General features: G+C 38.5%; 17 protein-coding genes. 7 read left to right on the top strand and 10 right to left on the bottom strand.

The genetic code is table 11. The features are described from left to right. Positions 1 to 225 precede the first annotated feature (225 nt). Both ACSAZK_RS09215 and ACSAZK_RS09210 read right to left on the bottom strand, forming a co-directional pair. Entirely contained in the window at positions 226 to 498 is a 273-nt protein-coding gene (locus tag ACSAZK_RS09215; RefSeq protein ID WP_440953875.1) for a type II toxin-antitoxin system RelE family toxin, read from the bottom strand. Beyond that, positions 488 to 682: a hypothetical protein gene (locus ACSAZK_RS09210; RefSeq protein WP_440953874.1), complete on the bottom strand. Its 195-nt coding sequence runs from the start codon at positions 680 to 682 to the stop codon at positions 488 to 490. Before ACSAZK_RS09210 ends, ACSAZK_RS09215 begins: the two co-directional genes overlap by 11 nt. 874 nt (positions 683 to 1,556) lie before the next feature. On the opposite strand from ACSAZK_RS09210, the gene ACSAZK_RS09205 reads away from it, so the two are divergent. Both ACSAZK_RS09205 and mntA read left to right on the top strand, forming a co-directional pair. After that, positions 1,557 to 1,835, top strand: a complete 279-nt coding sequence (locus ACSAZK_RS09205) for a hypothetical protein (RefSeq protein ID WP_440953873.1) — start codon at positions 1,557 to 1,559, stop codon at positions 1,833 to 1,835. Between the two features lie 172 nt (positions 1,836 to 2,007). Beyond that, the gene (gene mntA, locus ACSAZK_RS09200; protein ID WP_440953872.1) at positions 2,008 to 2,478 is read left to right on the top strand and encodes a type VII toxin-antitoxin system MntA family adenylyltransferase antitoxin; all 471 of its coding nucleotides are present in this window, start codon (positions 2,008 to 2,010) and stop codon (positions 2,476 to 2,478) included. 400 nt (positions 2,479 to 2,878) lie between these two features. Here the strand turns inward: mntA and ACSAZK_RS09195 are convergent, their stop codons facing one another. Continuing rightward, positions 2,879 to 3,190 carry a ribbon-helix-helix domain-containing protein gene (locus tag ACSAZK_RS09195; RefSeq protein WP_440953871.1) on the bottom strand — a complete coding sequence of 104 codons (312 nt, stop codon included), beginning with the start codon at positions 3,188 to 3,190 and terminating at the stop codon, positions 2,879 to 2,881. 203 nt (positions 3,191 to 3,393) lie between these two features. Here ACSAZK_RS09195 and ACSAZK_RS09190 point away from each other — a divergent pair, with 203 nt between their 5' ends. Beyond that, a complete protein-coding gene (locus ACSAZK_RS09190) occupies positions 3,394 to 3,549 on the top strand; it encodes a hypothetical protein (RefSeq protein ID WP_440953870.1) in 156 nt (51 codons plus the stop codon). Positions 3,550 to 3,625: 76 nt separating this feature from the next. Then, the gene (locus ACSAZK_RS09185) at positions 3,626 to 4,690 is read left to right on the top strand and encodes a sensor histidine kinase (RefSeq protein WP_440953869.1); all 1,065 of its coding nucleotides are present in this window, start codon (positions 3,626 to 3,628) and stop codon (positions 4,688 to 4,690) included. 206 nt (positions 4,691 to 4,896) lie between these two features. Here the strand turns inward: ACSAZK_RS09185 and ACSAZK_RS09180 are convergent, their stop codons facing one another. Continuing rightward, the gene (locus ACSAZK_RS09180) at positions 4,897 to 5,052 is read right to left on the bottom strand and encodes a hypothetical protein (RefSeq protein ID WP_440953868.1); all 156 of its coding nucleotides are present in this window, start codon (positions 5,050 to 5,052) and stop codon (positions 4,897 to 4,899) included. 465 nt (positions 5,053 to 5,517) lie between these two features. On the opposite strand from ACSAZK_RS09180, the gene ACSAZK_RS09175 reads away from it, so the two are divergent. From ACSAZK_RS09175 to ACSAZK_RS09165, 3 genes are all read left to right on the top strand, one after another. Further along, complete coding sequence (locus ACSAZK_RS09175) at positions 5,518 to 7,188, top strand: nucleotide sugar dehydrogenase (protein WP_440953867.1); 1,671 nt, start codon at positions 5,518 to 5,520, stop codon at positions 7,186 to 7,188. Positions 7,189 to 7,214: 26 nt separating this feature from the next. Further along, complete coding sequence (locus tag ACSAZK_RS09170) at positions 7,215 to 8,150, top strand: SDR family oxidoreductase (RefSeq protein WP_440953866.1); 936 nt, start codon at positions 7,215 to 7,217, stop codon at positions 8,148 to 8,150. Between the two features lie 325 nt (positions 8,151 to 8,475). After that, positions 8,476 to 9,921 carry a flippase gene (locus ACSAZK_RS09165; protein WP_440953865.1) on the top strand — a complete coding sequence of 482 codons (1,446 nt, stop codon included), beginning with the start codon at positions 8,476 to 8,478 and terminating at the stop codon, positions 9,919 to 9,921. Between the two features lie 559 nt (positions 9,922 to 10,480). Here the strand turns inward: ACSAZK_RS09165 and ACSAZK_RS09160 are convergent. The 6 genes from ACSAZK_RS09160 to ACSAZK_RS09135 all read right to left on the bottom strand — a co-directional run bounded on the left by ACSAZK_RS09160 (position 10,481) and on the right by ACSAZK_RS09135 (position 18,990). Next, positions 10,481 to 11,551 (bottom strand): acyltransferase family protein, encoded by a 1,071-nt coding sequence (locus ACSAZK_RS09160; protein WP_440953864.1) that lies wholly within the window; start codon positions 11,549 to 11,551, stop codon positions 10,481 to 10,483. Between the two features lie 84 nt (positions 11,552 to 11,635). Then, positions 11,636 to 13,459 (bottom strand): hypothetical protein, encoded by a 1,824-nt coding sequence (locus tag ACSAZK_RS09155; RefSeq protein ID WP_440953863.1) that lies wholly within the window; start codon positions 13,457 to 13,459, stop codon positions 11,636 to 11,638. Positions 13,460 to 13,848: 389 nt separating this feature from the next. Further along, positions 13,849 to 14,676, bottom strand: coding sequence for a glycosyltransferase family 4 protein (locus ACSAZK_RS09150; protein WP_440956984.1), 828 nt, complete (start codon positions 14,674 to 14,676; stop codon positions 13,849 to 13,851). Positions 14,677 to 15,281: 605 nt separating this feature from the next. After that, on the bottom strand, positions 15,282 to 16,421 hold the full coding sequence (locus ACSAZK_RS09145; RefSeq protein ID WP_440953862.1) for a glycosyltransferase family 4 protein: 1,140 nt from the start codon (positions 16,419 to 16,421) through the stop codon (positions 15,282 to 15,284). Positions 16,422 to 16,528: 107 nt separating this feature from the next. Then, positions 16,529 to 17,710, bottom strand: coding sequence for a CapA family protein (locus ACSAZK_RS09140; protein WP_440953861.1), 1,182 nt, complete (start codon positions 17,708 to 17,710; stop codon positions 16,529 to 16,531). Continuing rightward, on the bottom strand, positions 17,707 to 18,990 hold the full coding sequence (locus ACSAZK_RS09135; RefSeq protein ID WP_440953860.1) for a phenylacetate--CoA ligase family protein: 1,284 nt from the start codon (positions 18,988 to 18,990) through the stop codon (positions 17,707 to 17,709). The genes ACSAZK_RS09140 and ACSAZK_RS09135 overlap by 4 nt, the downstream gene beginning before the upstream one ends. Positions 18,991 to 18,997: the final 7 nt, after the last annotated feature.

Raw genomic sequence — 18,997 nt, 5'->3', positions numbered from 1 at the left:
TTTATATGGAAGTTATATTTATATTAATGTTATAAAGACTCTTTGAGTATTTGTCAAAATAGGCGGGAAGAAGGTGCTTTTGGATCGGAAACTAATGAAAATAGTAATCATTCCCGGGACCCGACCCGAGACCTGAGAAGCCTCATATTTTCAAAACCTATTATTTATATTTCGCCTGTCTGCGGGCACCTGCGAACACCCGGCCAGAGCGAGCTTAATCTACTTTTAAAGTTTTCCGTATTTTTTATGTGCCTGTTCGGATGTAAGGATATCGAAAACATAAACTTCCTTTTTATCTTTGTCTACATTGTAGAAAATACGAAAGCTTCCTGCTCTTAGACGGTATGCAGCTTTTCGGGTACCTTTGATTTCTTTTTTGTTTCCACTACTCCCGGGAAAAGGGTCATTAAGCTCCTTGATTGCTGATATTATCTGCGCTTTCCTCTCAGCGGGGATTTTTTCAAGGAGCTCAGGGAGCACAAAAACATCAAAGCTCATTTACGTTCACAAATTTATCCTTATGTTCTTTTACTATCCTTTCACCGTATTCTACAAGCTCATTTCTATTGTGCTCAATTATCAGTTTTTCAATAACACTGTTATAATCGTCTCCCATAGCCCCAATAGCACGCAATTGATCACGAGTTTGTTTCTTTATCTGGATGGTCGTTGTTTCAGCCATGCAGATCTATTATAATGGCTATAGTACTTATAGCCGAGGGGGATTTAAGGAGTGGACGTTCAATTCCTGATTATTAATACTTGGTTATTATATTTCGCCGGTCGGCGGGCACCTGCAAACACTTCCCCGGAACGACCATAACCGAATTGTGCTCAATACGACTGAAAAACGGAACAGCGTTTAGGAATGAGTCACATATAATATCAAGGATTTCAAAATTTGAGAATAAACCACGGATGAACACAGATGAACACGGATGGCTTAAAATCTGTGTCTATCCGTGTCCATCCGTGGTTCTTTAACGGGAAACCCATAGAGCACTCCTGATCTGAAAATCTGAGGTTATATTTTCACCATTCCTTAATACCGTACCCCGTGGCTATTTTTCCGTTTGCCTGCAAACGGCCTGCACGAAAAAATTACAAAGAATGAAAATGAAAGAAAACTCAAGCCTACTAAAACCGGGATCAATAATTAATTAAAAAGCGCCTTAAAATCTTCTTTGAAATTTACACTTCAGCAGCCTTCTATTAATTTTCAGGGAAAAGCCGGCTGCCTCCGGCACCCGGTGAGAGCCCCGGGAAGTGAAAAGCAATCAGAAAAAAAGGTGTTCCGGAAGAGCATATTAACTTTTGTCCAAGCATTACAGCCTTTTCAGTCCATCCAGTCCATCCAGTCCATCCACCCAAACTACGATTCGAAAAAAATAAGGATCGATACTCTGAAGATTTCTTAAGAACTATTTGATAGCTTTATGAGAGGACATAAATAGTAATAGATATCAATTAGTTATTAATCAATAACTTTTTGTTACGCAAATGTACCTGAAAAGCAAAATATCAAAGCCTATTGCAAATCTACCGGAGGCAAAGAAATGGCAGAAGCGTTAAATTCCGGGAAGGCAAAACCATCCCCGACTCTTAATACTATTCTCATGGTAGAAGACACCTTGAAAAAAAGCCCAGGTAGTGTTGTAACAGTTGCAGAGCTCAAGAAAATGCTGCCAAGACAGGTTAACCACAATACTCTGATGGTCATCCTGGATTATCTGGAACAAAGTAATAAAATCGCTGTTGGGATAAAGGGAATAACCTGGATCCACAGCAGGAATGAAAACTTGAGAAAGGCAGTGGTCCAGGGACTCGAACTATGAAATATAGCTGATTCCTGCGAAATACAAGACCGAATACTGAATAAAGCTAAAAGTTTTCACAAGCCTGAACTATTTATCACTCCGGAACCATATATTGTAGGACCTTCTATTGCAAGACCTGCTATTGTAGGACCTGCATAAGATATAAACAGAGGTAAGCATAAAGTCCTTAATGATGGGTAATATGCAGTCTGCTGATGTGAAGTCCGTTACTCCAGACCCGAAGCTTGAAAGGCTTGAAAGGGAGCTCAGGGATTTTTTCTCCGGAGTTGAGGATGTTACGGTAGCTTATCTTTTTGGCTCAACAGTCCGTGGAGAAGCTAACAGCTTAAGCGATATAGATATAGCTGTGCTTTTTAAGGAGAGCCTTTTACAGGAGGAAGCCTTTGACCTTCAACTTGAATTGATCGGCAAACTTACAGAACTTCTTAATACGAATAACGTAGACCTCGTGGTACTCAATGATTCACCCCTCCTTTTGACCTATAATGTCATACGTGACGGAATTATTTTGAAATCCGACGAACTTGAAAGGGTCAGGTTCGAAACAAAAATAATGTCCAGGTACCTTGACGAGCGGTATCACATTGAAAGGCATGCAAAAGAGAGCCTGAAAAGAATAGCGGAGAACGGGTTTCGATGAGAGAAGAAATAAACTACCCGAGTTCCGCTTCGGCACCCGAGTTCCGCTTCGGGAGCACGGGGTCCTTTTCGGTCGCTTCGCTCCCTCAAGAGGACTACTAATTCAAAACTTCATTTTTATATTTCACCGGTCAGCGGGCACCTACGAACACTTCCCCGGAACAACCTTTACCAGCACCACTCCACCCCTCTACCCGGCAAACCGCAGATTCCCCCGCGAAACTTACTGTCCGGCAACCATTAAATTAGAAGGCAGTTTTAGACGAAAAGAGCCGTACCCATCCCCGTTAGGAATGCTTCTTTGAGGGTAGAAATTCCGGGGTGGGATTTACCGTTTTATCGATTCCAAAATCTGATAGTAAATTACTGATAATTCGGCAGGAAAAGATTTTTTGAGAAAATTAATATTTTTCTGAATTTCCAGACTTCATTTTTTTAAACATGTCTTCTACAATTTTTCTGCCTTCTTCATTTTCCATAATAATTCGGATTAATTCTGGAAGAGTGTCGGGGGTTTCTTTCATTTCTTGAACTGATTTTTGATTGCATGGATGAGTTTTCTGGTTGTACTTTACTAAAAATTCCGTTAAGGCAGTACTTACCAGATCTGAAACGCTACTAAATTCTTTATTTTTAACCAGTTCGTCCACCTGTTTTTTTATATACGGACTTACTGTCGCACTGATTTTTTCTTTTTTATACTGAATGTCCATGGGGGGCTCACCAAAGTTGTTAATTATATGCGCATCTGGGCATATATACATAATGAGTCTAATTAGCAGATTATTTGAGTATATAATATGATAATTATGCTCTAAAATGGAAAGCTATTTAATTTATTAAGATAATTATCTTAACAAAGAAGCATATTATCAGATAATTAGGTGATAATAAATGCACAATGGAGGGGATTGCTATGCCAAAGAAAAGCCTGTATATTGCTGAAGTGGATGAAGCCGATCTTACCAATTTTGTAAAAGAGGGTTTTTTCCAGCATTACAGTGAGGCACACAGGGCTGCATTAAGTCGTGGTATCAGAGAAATTAAAAAAGAAAGGGGAATTTCCGATTAATGGCTATGGTATCTTTGAAAAATTCCCGGCAGAAATAGGTGAAACCGGGATTGAAGTCGCAGGGGAGGCGTTTCATGTGAGGAAAGAAGATTATTATTCACTCGTGCAAAATATCGATGGGCTTGTAGGCTTTCGGATTAACGAGAACTTTGCACCAACATTCATAGACGGGGCCGTAGAAGATATTACAGGCTACGGCAAGAAAGAATTTCTGAACGGGAAAGTAAAGTGGAAGGAACTGATATTGCCGGAAGACCTGCCTCTGGTTTTTGAAAACATACAAAAAATGCTCTCCGAGCCGGATAGTTTTACCGAAATGGAGTACAGGATTAGGAGAAAAAACAAGGAAGTAAGATGGGTCAGGCAAATAATCCAGATCCTTCCGGCAGATTCCGGAATGCAGAAACTTGCACAGGGTTTTATTCGGGACATCACGAAACGAAAAGCGCTGGAAATTGCCCTTAAAAAAATTGAAGAAGCCCGCATGAAAGAAATTCACCACAGGATTAAAAATAACCTGCAGGTAATCTCGGCCCTTCTCAGCCTGGAAGCTGAAAAATTCAATGATGAAAAGATACTTGAAGCTTTCAGGGAAAGCCAGAACCGCATAACTTCGATGGCCCTGATTCATGAAGAGCTCTACAAAAAAGATGCAATAGACAAGCTTGACTTTGCAGGCTATCTTCATAAACTCACCGCAGAACTCTTCAGTTCATACAGCCTGGGGAATGACAGGATCAAACTGACGCTCGACCTTGAACAGGCCCATCTTGGAATGAACACCGCAATCCCTCTAGGAATTATTGTAAATGAACTGATTTCAAATGCCCTTAAGCATGCCTTTCCCGATGAAAAAGAAGGAGAGGTCCACATAAACTTCCATAGAGTGGAAAATTACGAAAAAAACCATAAAATCCCCGGAAATCCGGGGACAAAAAAGGACTGTAGGAACAAGAAGGGTTCTTCATTCCTACTTATCATAGGAGATGATGGCCAGGGACTTCCCGAAAGAATAAACTTTGAAAACACGGACTCCTTTGGGCTTCAACTCGTAAGCACCCTTGTGGACCAGATAGGAGGCCGTATAGAGATTAAAAGGGGCAATGGGACAGAGTTCGAAATTCAATTCAAGGAAATTTGAAAATAGAATAATTCCCGTTACGTGCAATAAAGTGTCGAGTTTTAAATTTATACACTTCGATTCGAAAACCCGAGCACCCATCAATTTTCAAAACTCATTTTTTATTTTTAGCCGGTCAGCGGGCCCCTGCGAACACTTCCCCGGAACAACCTTTACCAGCTCCACTCCAAGCTCTCCCCTGCAAACCGCAGATTCCCCCGCGAAACTTACTGTCCGGCAACCAAAAACTCGTCCCGAACCCCCGGATCTCCCTGGCCCCTTGCCAGGCACTCAAGAGTGCAGTAAACCGCCTTTTCTTCCACACTTTCCAGAACAAAGAACTCCCTGCCGCAAACGGGGCAAATTTTCCTTACATGATCCATGTACACATCACCCAGAAGTATACTTTAAAAAACAAAAAACTATGGGTGTTTGTTACTTCTTTACCATATAAAAAAATTCCCCAAAACTTTATTTTTATTTTTAGCTTGTTGGCGGGCTCCTCCAGGAACTTCCCGGGCAACCGCAGCCAAACCGCACCAAGCCATTTCCCCTGAAAGAATACCTTTTTACGGATCGAAACTTTAAAGGAGGGCTATCCGGATTAACCAAATCACTTAAATAATTATAAAGTGTATCATACTAAAAATTTGGATATTTGTATTACTCATCTTTATTAATAAATTAAGTGGGACTCATGAAAATCGCGATCATCCTCGGCACAAGGCCAGAGATAATAAAAATGAGCCCGATTATCCGGGAATGTGAAAAACAGGGAATTGAATATTAAACACTCTGTAATGATAGCTGGATAATTAAAATGAAGATTGCTTTTTTGGAGAAAAACCATGTCCGTCCAGAATAATTATAGTTTATCAGTTAGTCCGGAAGGGGAAAAATTTCCACTTCCAAAGCCTGAAGAATATGAAGGGGAATTCAAAAGAATTGAAGCCCTTGTAAATCAGGCCCGGGAAGAAGGAAAAGAAATTGTTGTCGTAATGGGAGTGGGATTTGTAGGAGCCGTGATGGCTGCAATTATTGCAGACACAAAAGACGAAAATGGAAACTACAGCAAATTTGTCATCGGCTGCCAGAGGCCAAGCACCAGAAGCTACTGGAAAATACCTGTTTTAAACAAAGGCCTGTCCCCCGTAAAGTCGGAAGACAAAGAAGTGGACGAGATCATAGAACGCTGCATTCTGGAAACAAAGACCCTGACTGCAACATATAACAACGAATGCCTGAAACTGGCTGACGTTGTTGTGGTGGACATCCAGTGCGATTATGTAAAGTGTGAACTTGGAAACGTCAGGACCGGTGAGACCGACATGGCTGCCCTTGAAGCTTCCATGAAAACAATCGGAGAAAACATCTGTCCGGAGTGCCTTGTCCTGATCGAAACGACCGTTGCTCCCGGAACCACCGAATTCGTTGCCCTTCCTCTTCTGAAAAAAGCTTTTTACAAGCGCGGAATTGATTCAACCCCCCTGCTTGCACACAGCTATGAACGAGTCATGCCTGGAAAAGACTACGTTGCAAGTGTACGCGATTTCTGGAGAGTCTGTGCCGGCTGCACTGACGAAGCAAAATTAAAGGTTGAAAAATTCCTCCACGAAGTAATCAACACCAAAGACTATCCCCTGACGGTAATGGACAGGCCGATAGAATCCGAAACCTCAAAAATTATTGAAAATTCATACCGTGCAACAATACTCGCATTCCTCAACGAATGGAGTATCTTCTCTGAAAGAAACGGTGTGGACATTATAAAAGTGATAAATGCCATAAAAATGCGCCCAACCCACAGCAATATCATCTTCCCAGGACCCGGAATCGGAGGTTACTGTCTTCCAAAAGACGGAGGACTGGGTTACTGGGCTTACAAACACATCCTGGGCTTTGAAGACGGAGATAACGTATTCAAGATCACTCCCACATCCATTGACACCAACGATACAAGAGCTCTGCACGTAGCCGAACTTACAAGGGACGCCCTCCGGAACATGGACCGCTACATCGCAGGAGCCGATGTCCTGATCTGCGGAGCAAGCTACCGGCAGGATGTAGGCGACACCAGATACAGCGGAAGCGAAATTGTCGTCAGGAAACTGACCGAAATGGGCGCTGAAATGCGTGTCCATGACCCTTACGTGGACCACTGGTACGAGATGGAAAGCCAGGACACATACCCTGCATCCGGGCAGTCCTGGAAGCGCTTCTTCAGGAACCAGGACAATTTAACGGAGTTAAAAATCGAAAATGACTTTTCAACAGCTATTAAAGATATAGAAGCCCTGGTCCTCGCAGTTCCGCATAATGAATACCTTAACCTTGAACCGGAAGCTATCGTAGAGATGGCAGGCGGACCTATCGCAGTAGTCGACTGCTTCGGAATATTGTCCGACGAAAAAATACGACGATACTTCGAACTTGGCTGTGAAGTCAAAGCCCTCGGAAGGGGCCACATCCAGAGGATTAAAAAAGAAGTGCAGAAAAGCAAACTCCAAAAACTTTCATAATTTTACAATTTTACAGAGGGGATTATTTGCAAAATAAAAAAGTAATAGTAACCGGCGGAATGGGCTTTATCGGCTCCCATCTTACTGAAAGGTTGCTTGAAGATAACGAAGTAACTGTAATTGACAACGAAGCCACCGGCAAGATGGAAAACATCAAACACCTGTTAGACCACAAAAACCTCACCCTGATCAAAGACAGCATAGTAGACCTGAATCTGACCGAAATATTCCAGGGAAAAGACTACGTTTTCCACCTCGGAGCCATCCCAAGCGTCCCGAGAAGCGTAAAAGACCCCTACAGCTCCAACGAAGCAAACGTAACAGGCACTCTGAACGTCCTGATTGCAGCAAAAGACGCAGGAATCAAGAAAGTCATATTTTCGTCCTCTTCTTCAGTCTACGGCGACACTCCAACTCTTCCCAAAAGAGAAGATATGCCGGTAAATCCTCAATCCCCTTATGCGATCACAAAAGCCACCGGCGAAATGTACTGCAGAGTTTTTGAAGAACTCTACGGGCTTCCAACAGTTTGTTTGAGATATTTTAATGTATTTGGCCCGAGGCAGGACCCGACTTCCCAGTATTCTGCTGTGATTCCGAAATTTATTACTGCGATTTTGAATGATGAGAGTCCTGTGATTTTTGGAGATGGGGAACAGAGCAGGGATTTTTCTTTTGTAAAAAATGTTGTTGATGCCAACATACTTTCCTGTGAATCTGATTCAACTGGGATTTTCAACATTGCTTGTGAAAGAAGGATAACTATTAACCAGTTAGTTGACTATATAAATGAAATTCTTGGGAAAAACATTAAACCTATATATGGAGATCCAAGGTCAGGGGATATTAAACATTCTTTGGCGGACATATCAAGAGCAAAAACTTTTGGATACAGCCCAGAAAATAATTTCAAGGAAGAACTTGCTGAAGTAATAAAATGGTTTGAAAATGAATGTGCATGAAAGATTCAATGATAAATCCTATGCAATCTGATCATAAGAATAAGATAAATTGGCATTCCAACTGATGTTAGTTTTACTGAAAATGGATCTACATATGCTCGAATATATAAAAGATAGTACCTACAATATGTATTACAATGTCTTTTATATGATTCCTCATTAAAATACATTTATTTTATAGTAAATTTCCAATGAATTTTGAACTCAACGTAAGAAAAAGAAAACAAATAAGCGATTTTGGAGTTCTACAAGTGTGTTTGAAAGCTGTTAAAAAAACGATCATTTATTCAGAGCCATGGTCATAAAAAATATTTTTACAAACATTATGTCTATTAGTGAATTAAAACGCCAGAGCATTGTCTCTTTCATCAGCAGAATAGTATACACTCTCTTCAGTTTATTAAGCACAATGTACTTTGCACATGTTTTAGGACCTGCTGTATTGGGTACTTATTTTTTATTTATTTCATATTTCAGCATAATTGACATGATTGGTGATGGTGGTTTTGGTCGTGCAGCCATTAAACGTATCAGCGAAGCAGAAGAACAAGACGAGTACTATTCTGCTTTTATTGTTCTTCGAACATCCGTCACCATTTTGATAATTGTCTTGTTAATCGGATTCAAACTTTACATCACAGATTACATAAATAGACAACTTTTTGATTGGCTTATATTAGCACAATTTGTTGCATTATTCTACTGCCTCATGTCCAAAGGAATTGCTGGCCGTGGAAAAATGGGAATATATGCTGTAGGAGAACTTACCAATAATATATCACGTATGATTATTCAGGTGGCTTCAGTCTTTTTGGGATACGAGATGGCTGGACTTGTAGGAGGGTTTATATTAGGCTTTGCAGTTGCAGCCATAATTCAATTCAAATTCTTAGACCTGCACATTGTCAGGTTTGAGTGGAAACATGTGAAAAGTCTGACTGCATTCTCTTTTTGGCTGTTCCTGACTTCTACAGGAGTTGTTCTTTATACTTATGCAGACGCGATTATGATTGGCTATTTCCTTAGCGAGTCAAGTGTAGGAATTTATAAGGTATCTTTTCAGTTAGCCACCTTTACAACACTTCTTGCTACAGTAATTAGCACAACTCTTTGGCCAAAGATCAGTCACTGGGGCAAAGTAGGAGATATAACATCCATAGAAAAAGTCCTTGCAAGTGCACTCACCTTTTCCCTTCTCATGGCATTACCCATAATTGCAGGTGGAATCTTGCTGGGTGAAAGGATGCTGTACTTTTTATATGGTAATGAATTTACATCAGGATACATCGCATTAGTAATATTATTGTGTGCTCAGCTAGTCAATATATTCCAATATTTCTTTACGATGTACCTTGGAGCTATGGACAGACAAAAAGAATCATTCAAAGTGACCGCTGTTGCATCCATTACCAATATTGTTCTCAACAGTTTCATGATACCACTGATTGGAATTGAAGGAGCAGCTATTTCAACTCTTGTTACCTTAGGGATGAATGCTTTTCTCGCCAAGAGAATACTTTCTACAATTATAGATATCAAAATAGAGGTAAAAAGCCTGCTTAATATATTAAAGGCAACGTTTATTATGTCAATTTTTGTGTCAGTTTACAAATTTTTAATACCATTAACGACAGTATGGCTGATATTAATACCCATTGCATTTGGAGCTATCATATACATTTATTTAATACTCAAATTCGACACAAAAATTTGTGATGATTTAAAGGATGTTACTAAGAAAATGAACCTTCCTTGGCCCATGATATCATAATCCGACACATATGTCAACGGCGGTTTACGTTCTCTATTTCAGCCGGTTTAAAATTCCCCACGTTTTGAGATTAAGTTTGCTCACTTTCTAATAATTCCGTTGCTTTTATTACTACGGGAGCGCACAGGGTCACGAATACCCCGACTTTCAAGTTGGGGATGAAGTGAACCCTCGCACGTTTTTTTGTGCCCCTTTAGATCGAAATCCCTTACTCCTTTTTAATTTGAGGTTTCTCGGTATCATGATTACAGGAGTTCGAATTACTACTCTACATTAAGGAAAGTTTGTTAAATGATACTAAACACTTCCCAAGAAACCGGGCGGGCGGCCCGAAGCATACCCCCCTTTTAAGGTGGGGTGGTCGCCCGCAATTTGATTATAAAAGATTCTGAGCCTTTATCATTTATTTGGCATGAAAGTTTCCCCGAGTACTTTCATTTTTTGTGCCTGTAATTCGGGAATTTCATGTGCGTTTTTTTAGCGGGAACTCCCGCAATTCCTATCCTAGTTTCATAAAACGTAACAACTCAAGGTATAGTTACAAAATTATAAGCTTATTTTACTTAAATTGAGAATTTCTACAGAGCCAATATTTTGGAATATGTGCATTGATTTTGGAGTAACCTAGAGTTATAGTGTATCCCAATAGACATAAGATTGGCAACCCAATAAAAAATAGAGAGAAATCTGCAAATAAACCGGTTATAGACAAGGAAGTTAAAATCATTTTTAATGTGGATAAAAACGGGTGATGAAATAAATATACTGAATAAGAGGCGTAAGCAATTGAAGAAAATGGAGAAATAATCCGTTCATCTTGTAGGAATGATAAAGATTTGACAAACATATAACTAACAATGGGAAAAAGTAATTGAAACGTATTTTGTAATACAAATGAGATGATCCATGTGTCATTAGAGCATATTAATTTTAGATTACAAAATACATAAAGAAATATAGATGTAAGAAACCCAGCCTCTAAAAACATCTGTTTATTATTCCATAGTGTATCAAATAAATTAATTTTTCTTGATAAAACTCCCCAAATAAAAATGCTGTAATAAACAAAAAAATCAGTTGTCATCAAGTTACAACATAATTTAAGTACTGCAAATGGAATAATCAAAAAAATAGCTGTTATCAAAATTGAACAAGAGTTCTTTGAATAATAGATAATAACCGGGTACAGAAAATAACATAACAAAATCGTACCAATAAACCACATTGACTGAATATGATATGAAGGGAAAAAAACCTGAAAACCGATCATATGAACAAAAAAGTTGATAAAATCTATATTGTAAGGGGAAGTGTTTCCAGGATTTATTTTCAATAGTTCAAAAACAACTACATGTACAATAAGCGCCATCCAATATAAAGGATAAATTCTATATATCCTTTTTTGATAAAATCTAAAGATATCTCTTTTTGTGTAAATTGCATGGTTATTATGATACATTGCAAAACCTGATACAAAGAAAAATAAACTTAATCCAGCTAAAGCGAGATAAGAATCAATTAAACCAAAAACACTAAAGTTCACGACGTAGTTATCCATATGGCATAATACAATGAAAACTATTGCAAAGGTTTTTAGTATGTCAAGTTCTAATATTTTCTCATTTTTCATGCGAATTTCCTACCAAATTTACTTATTTGGATCTCAGAGGTATCCCAAAGCCATTATAACATACAAATGAATTAAGCTACGTAATTACACATTCCAAATTTCAACTTCTCCATTCATATAGAGTTTATTGACTGTGGAATCATTGTTTAACATCGCAAAGTCACTTTCCAAGAAAATTGGGTATTTGAACTGTTGACTCTCAATAACATATTTAGATTTTTGTATCATGTATTCATGTATCATCATATATTTTGTATTATAACCAAGTGATTTGAATAAGGTATTGTTTATATCGTAGCCAAAATGGGATGGAACAATAGTATCATCCATAAGAGTATGTTTTAAATTACCATGCCCTCGATTATCATAAAATTGTGAATAATACCTTTCATACTTATAAGGAGATTTGAAATCACTTACTAAAGGAACAGATTCATTATGATTGCTTAGAAACCAATTCAACCCATTTATCATCATTGCATTCATATCTGGACTAGCCTGGTTTTTCCAAGGACTCTCATATAAGTTTAAAATCCCTATGACACTCGATGAACAAACAATTATGACTACAAAAAGACTGATCCATTTTTTTCCGTTCTTAAGAGTTATAGTTTCATAAAGTTTAGCAAAAACAATACCACATAATATCGTTGACATTGTTATTGCAAAACTGAAAGTTCTTATTGGCTCAAACACAACAAAATACCCTAAAATCATGGAAAGACCTATAAATATGGATACCACGAATTGAAAGCCATAAAAGATTTCTAACTCTTCTACGGATTTTGATCTTAATTTATTAAGAATAAAAATAAAGCAGCAAGAAGCTATAAATAAATAAATAAAAACTGTACCATATGTTTTTATAAATATTTCTATAATTTCCAATATACCTGCATTGCTAGATTGAAGCATATCTACTTGAGAATTTAGAATTGTGTCTTGCCCTTGATCAAACAAAGCATCAACTACTTTTGAAAACATGTTTAGAATGTTACGGAAATTAAGATACCATGCTAAAAATGAAGTTATAATTATTAGTACCATATTACTTATCCCTGATAAAAAAATAGATTTATGATCAAAAGTTATAAATTGATATTTTTGTTTAATAAAAAATAAAGCATGATACAAAGATAAAAAGACAAGCAAAAATAATGTAATTAATGGATGAGTAAAAACAATAAATAAAGACAAGATAAGAGTCAACACAGCAAATGACACTTTACTTCCCGAGTCCTTTTTATGGAAACAGTATAGAAAATGTGGAATTGATGATAAGGCAAAAAAGAAAGGAATAAAAGCATAATGTAAAAATGAAAATAAAAGAGGAAGGCTGAACGCTAGTAAAAAAAGAGAAGTTGAATTATTTTTAAAAAAAACTTTCCCCAAAAGGTATAAAAATAAGATATAGAGGAATAAGAAAATGATGGCGATGAGGCTAGCACTCAGCTTGATTGGCAAACCTGCATAACATAAAACTACGGCCAATATATGACATATAGGATAAAACAAACTGTCGGGTAGGTAGCCCAAGTCCATAATCTTATATATGGAAGCAAAATGTGAAAAAAAATCATAACTTACAGTACCAAAAAACTCGTAACCCCGTATCACTGGAAGAAAAAGCAGAAAGCTATAGCATAAGAAAACTGACAACAGACCATATTTCCAATGTTTTGAATTAGAACTTATAGACAATACAATATTGAGTACACTCAAAATAATACATGTTACCATAATAATCCAAAAAATCAAAGGATATGCTCCGTAAATTGAGGGTTCATATCCACATTCAGGAGGAGTCATTAGAAGTATAAATGAGTTTACAGAAAATAATAGGAAGATTAATATTGAAATATATTTCTGAAATGTACAAATATCAATTTTAGTGTAGTCTCGAATCATAATTACTCCTCGATAAGTCTGCGTTTTTTCCTCACTATCCGTTGTTTTGCTCCGTATTTATACATTCTTTTATAGCCTTGATCCCCAAATTTTAAGCGCATATGCAAATATCGCAAAGATATAATGCCAGATAATTGCAGTTTTGAAATTTGAACCAATTCCATCTGTGCTTAAGCTTAGGCGCATAATTACACCAAGAGACACTAATGCGCCTATAAATGCGGAATCTAGTGTCGCGTCAATGGCAAATATCGTATAAAACCAGTTATGGTCATTCCGAATCGTTCAATCTTCGAGGATTGAATTATCAAACACGGAAAGATGTTTGTTAATCGATCAAAGTAAGCTGAAAGCAATCATTTATTTGAGCCCTATTCATGTGATACAAGTTAGATTTCTTCAAGCACTTCCTTCCACCTTTCAACTACGCGTTCGAACGTAAAATTATCTTCCACAAACCGCCTCCCGTTATCTGCAATCTGCTCTAGATCCGGTGAATTCAGCGCCCGGATCACGTTCTCCGCAATGCACTCCGGGGAATTATCCCCCATAATAAATCCTGTCTTGCCGTCTATTATAACATCCGGGATCGCCCCAACCGGTGTAGCGAGCACCGGGGTCCCGCATGCCATTGCCTCAAGCATGATGTTCGGGAGCCCTTCGGTGTAGGAGGGAAGGACGAGGAGACGAAGCTGGTTAAGGTATCTGGGAAGGTCGTCGTGGGAGATCCAGCCCGGGAGATCGACACGGGCGGTGAGTCCCTCTTCCTGCAGGGAAGTCTTGATCGATTCCTTCAATGGGCCGTTCCCGCCGATAAGCACGTCGAGGTTCTGTCCGTCACTGAGAATGGTATGTAGGGCCTGAACGAAGTTACGGACACCCTTCTCTCTACTTAGTCGGCCGATGTAACCTATGAGGGGAGGGCGTCTAGGGAGGGGTGCGGTGGCGGTGAAGGATTCAAAATCAAGAAAGTGCCGATGGGCAATGAGGATTTTATGTGCATGATCTTGCAAACACCACTTCTCGATCAGACCTCGCGAGTATAGGATAATATAGTCCGAAAGAAAGTAACCATACCTTGCCAATAAGACATTCAAATTTTTCAATGGGTCCTTTTTTTGTATTAAACCATTTGGGATAGATCCTGCTAAAAGAAGAATTGCTTTCTTTCGAAGAATTTTCAGCGCAATAATAGGAAGTATTGAGGTTTCTCCCATGAAAAAGATCCAAGTATCAGTATCCCTATTGTGGAAAATATGTTTTACAATCCTTAATTGAGTTAAAGCATAATTCATGCATCGATTGAAGACTCCTGAATTATTATTAAATATTATTTCAGAGGTATCAAACTTGTCTTCAGGCTTAATATTTAGATTAGACCCATAAACAAATATTATAGGAGCATCTCCAAATAAACGCTTCCAGATGTTCTTTAAACTCATGTTTGGCTGAACGCTCGCTTGTGTCCAATTAATAAGTATCAAACCGATTCTCAAACTCATAATTCACCCCATATATTAAAAATCGATGATATGCAGTTACTTTCAGGATTTATAGAATTATTTTGGGCAATATTTGTCCTCTATACTTCCTCACCCGTTTTTGAAGACACTGATTAATCGAAATTATACAATCAGTATTCATTCGTCTTCGGTTAAGATACGAATCATTACAAACGTGCTATTATTGTAGTAATTTCCGTCAACCTTTAATATACAAATCAATATGCAGCTCGGATAAGAGTAGTCAATTTAGAGTAAACAAAACCCTTAACCGATGACCAATGAATAAGTATTAGATGTCGTGCAGTGATTTATGATTTTCATGGTTTGTACCAAGCCTCAATTACTTTTGAGATCTTCAACGCATCCAAATTCTGGGTTGAGAATTGGTATGCCCATATTTTTGCGTTTCTTCCCATAATTTCTCTCATTTTGTAGACCTGAATCATTGCCTCCGCAAATTTATCTGTATCAAATGATTCAACCAGAACTCCTGTCTCCTGATCTTTTACAACTTCTCCGTGTGCTCCAGTATTATATGCTACAACAGGTTTTCCAAGTAACTGTGCCTCAACAAGAGGAAGATTAAAACTCTCCCATGTCGAAGCTGAGACGCAGACATCACATGTTTGGTACATATATCCTAACGTATGGCTATCCAAGGGACCCAAATGGTATATAGAGTCATTCAAATCATTATTAGGGATATAATTGGACAAAGAAAAACCATGTGTTGGCGTACCAACCAATAGTAATTTTGCGTTGGGATAAGTATCAGTAACTCTCCTAAATGCTTTGATTAAAAGTTCTATCCCTTTTCCTTGAGAAAGGGTGCCAACGTACAAGAATTTTGGAGCAATTTCCCATTTGTCCATGAGGGATAACAAATGACTATCAATGTCTGTGCATTGATATGCAAACCTCTCAGGATCAACCTTGTTATAGATAACTTGCTTCATGGCACTTTTTAGAGATAATTGTTTTTTGATGAAGTGACTAATAGAGATAACAGCATCCACATTTGAAATTGATACAGAGCTTAAAAAACTGAGTAACTTTGCATATATATGATGAGAAGGGGATTGGAATGAACTATTTACAATCCCATGATTGTAATATATGTAATAGAGATTAGGGTTTTCCTTCTTTGATCTGTATGCTAAATATGTCATAGGGTAAAAGTGAGCGATAATTAAATCATATGTTTGTAAACAACGCAAATATTTTTTAATTTTGAATATGTCAAGTGGGAATAATAAGCGATACGAGTAATTAATAAGTGGATTTTTGGGCCATCCTAATCGCTGAATATGGATTTCCCCTGAACAATGATCATCATCATCAAAGGTGAAAACGGTGACATCGTGTCCACTAGTTATAAGTTCTCTTGCTTGCTGTTCGGCAACATAATCCATGCCACGACCGCTATATAGTGTATTAATAAGTACTGCAATTTTCATAGAGCATTGGATCCTTGACTTTTTTTGGTGAAGTTCACCTTTTTCGGCGTCAAACCACTTTTCGGCATAACGCACCTGACCATTCTTGAGGGCTCCTGAGACCCATATCAGTTTGAAAATCGTAGGAAGATTCTATTTACCATCCATTTTACAAGTAGCTTAAAATCCGAGATCGAAATCTTATCTATTATAAGAAAGATATTTCTAAATTGTCCCTTTTTAATAGAAGATAACATAACATGATAGGCCAAAATAACATTTATTTTTAGATAATTTCTTTCCAGATGTGAACCCCCCTCATTACTTTGGACATCTGGAAGATTTGAAGATATATCGCTTAGGTATGCATCATACTTCCTTTTTTCAGAGTTTTGGAGAATAACAGGTTGGAAAGACTTGTCGAGGCCTATAGGTACAATATCGTAACCAAGGACTTTATTTTTGGTGAAACGGCACTGGAAGATCAGAGCGCGTTTAGCCTTATCCAAGTCTTTCCACAGAGGATCTATCATATAATCAAAAACGAAGTTACCTAAAGAGTATAGAATAATTCCACCATTGTATTCTTCCACACCCTGTACCACGTGAGGATGATGCCGAAGAATAATATTGGCACCCCAATCAATGATCTGATGCATCCGCTCAATTTCTGACTTTAAGGGATACTCCGATATATCCATACCCTGGTGAATTGATACAACAATGAAATCGGCATCTTTTTTCAAACTCTGGATATCCTGTTCGATATATTTGGTCGGAGCCACACCAGCTCTTCTTCTCCCTGCAATATATGTATCACAGTACGCGAGGATGCCAACATTAACTCCATTGATTCTAAATACAGCAGGTTTTCGGGCATCAGATAGATCTCTCCCTGCTCCAATTGTTTTGATATTATACTTTGTTAATGCATCAAGAGTCTCATTCAGACCCTCCTCACCATAGTCCATAATGTGATTATTTGCTAAGGAAAGGATATTGAAACCAGCATGAGACAACCTCTCGGCGGCAACGGGGTCAGCCTTGCAATATATCGAGCTGCCATAGGCTTTCCCATCAATAATCACAGGTTTATCAAGAATCTTCGTGTAATCCCAGACTGCTTTTTCTGACTCGGTGGTCAGGGGGGCTTCGAGATTGCCAAAAGTGACATCCGAACTCTGCAAAATCGATGCGACCGACTCAAACGGATATCCACCAGACCCGCTTTTAATTCTCTCTTCTACACCCCAACCAAGCATAATATCACCCACCGCGGTTAAGGTGACATAATCATCATTCTTTTTCATATCGCTCTACCTACTTTCGACACAGCACACCTGACCTTCCCTGAGGGTTCCTTCTGGATCTCCTCAACAACCTCAACATCCACATGTATCCCCTCGCCCATGACCTCCTGTACATCATGCACAATCTGCCCGGCGGCAGCCTCGGTGAACGCCTGGTCCCTGACAACCAAGACCCTGATGAGATCCTTCCTTTCCTGAATTGCTTTGAACTGACCAACGCCTGGGATCTGCCGCATAATGAGGGTCCAGATGATTGGCGAAAAAATTCTTCCATCAGGGATCTGCATGAATGAGTCTGACCGCCCCTCAATGAGTTTCATTAGAGGGAGACCGCGTCCGCACGGGCACACCTCATCACTCGGCACCCCGACATCCTCGATGCTATATCGGATGAGGGGCATGGCGTAGTTATACAATCCGGTATAGACAATCTCTCCACGTTCACCAGGATCAGCAGCCTCACCATCAGAGATGAACTCCATTACCACAGCATCTACATCGATATGATATCCGGCATGTTCACCACATTCCCATGCAGTCCTGTTTAGTTCTACACAGCCAAAATGATCGATCATTTCAACATCAAAAACGGAATTTATATATTTTCTTGTATCTGGGTCTAAAAGTTCAGATGTGCCAAATACCACTTTAGGATTTATATCTTTAATATCGTTTTTTTCAACAGCTTCCGCTAATAGTCTTATTGAAGAGGTATACCCATCAAGTACTTCTGGTTTAAATTTTGATAACGTATCGATCTGTTTTTCAATTGGTTCAAATACAGATATTTGAATTGGATTAAAAATTCTCAATTTTTGGAACCAGCGTGGTTTTTGATAGTGATGAGGATCTCCAAAAACTGCCCATCTGCTTCGCAATTTTAATCCATTTTCGGTATGAGAACGTAAATTAATAGCTTTACTAAAATCATCGGCTGCTTCATCATACACAATTTTTAAAGGGATCCCGGTTGAACCACTTGTTTCAGTAACATGACACTGACTTAGATCGAGACCTCTTGATACCCTTGATTCAAGTGTTTGTTGTCTAAGTTCTTCTTTGGTTGTAAAAGGAATCTTGGATAAATCATTTAATGTCCGGATATCGTCTGGATGAATTCCTGCAGCTTTGAATTTTTTATGATAAAATTCAGTATTTTCATAAGCATGTTTAACTATTGAACGGAGTTTTTTAGTCTGCAACTCCTCAAGTTCTGAAGGCTTAAGCCACTGATTCTTTTGGGCCTGATGAAGGAGTCTTAACTTGTTCAATGAGCTCATGAATAAT

The organism is Methanosarcina sediminis (genome assembly GCF_052056915.1).
Lineage (GTDB): Archaea > Halobacteriota > Methanosarcinia > Methanosarcinales > Methanosarcinaceae > MTP4.
Note: the sequence above shows the minus strand (reverse complement) of the source record. Positions and strands in the feature narration are given on the sequence as shown.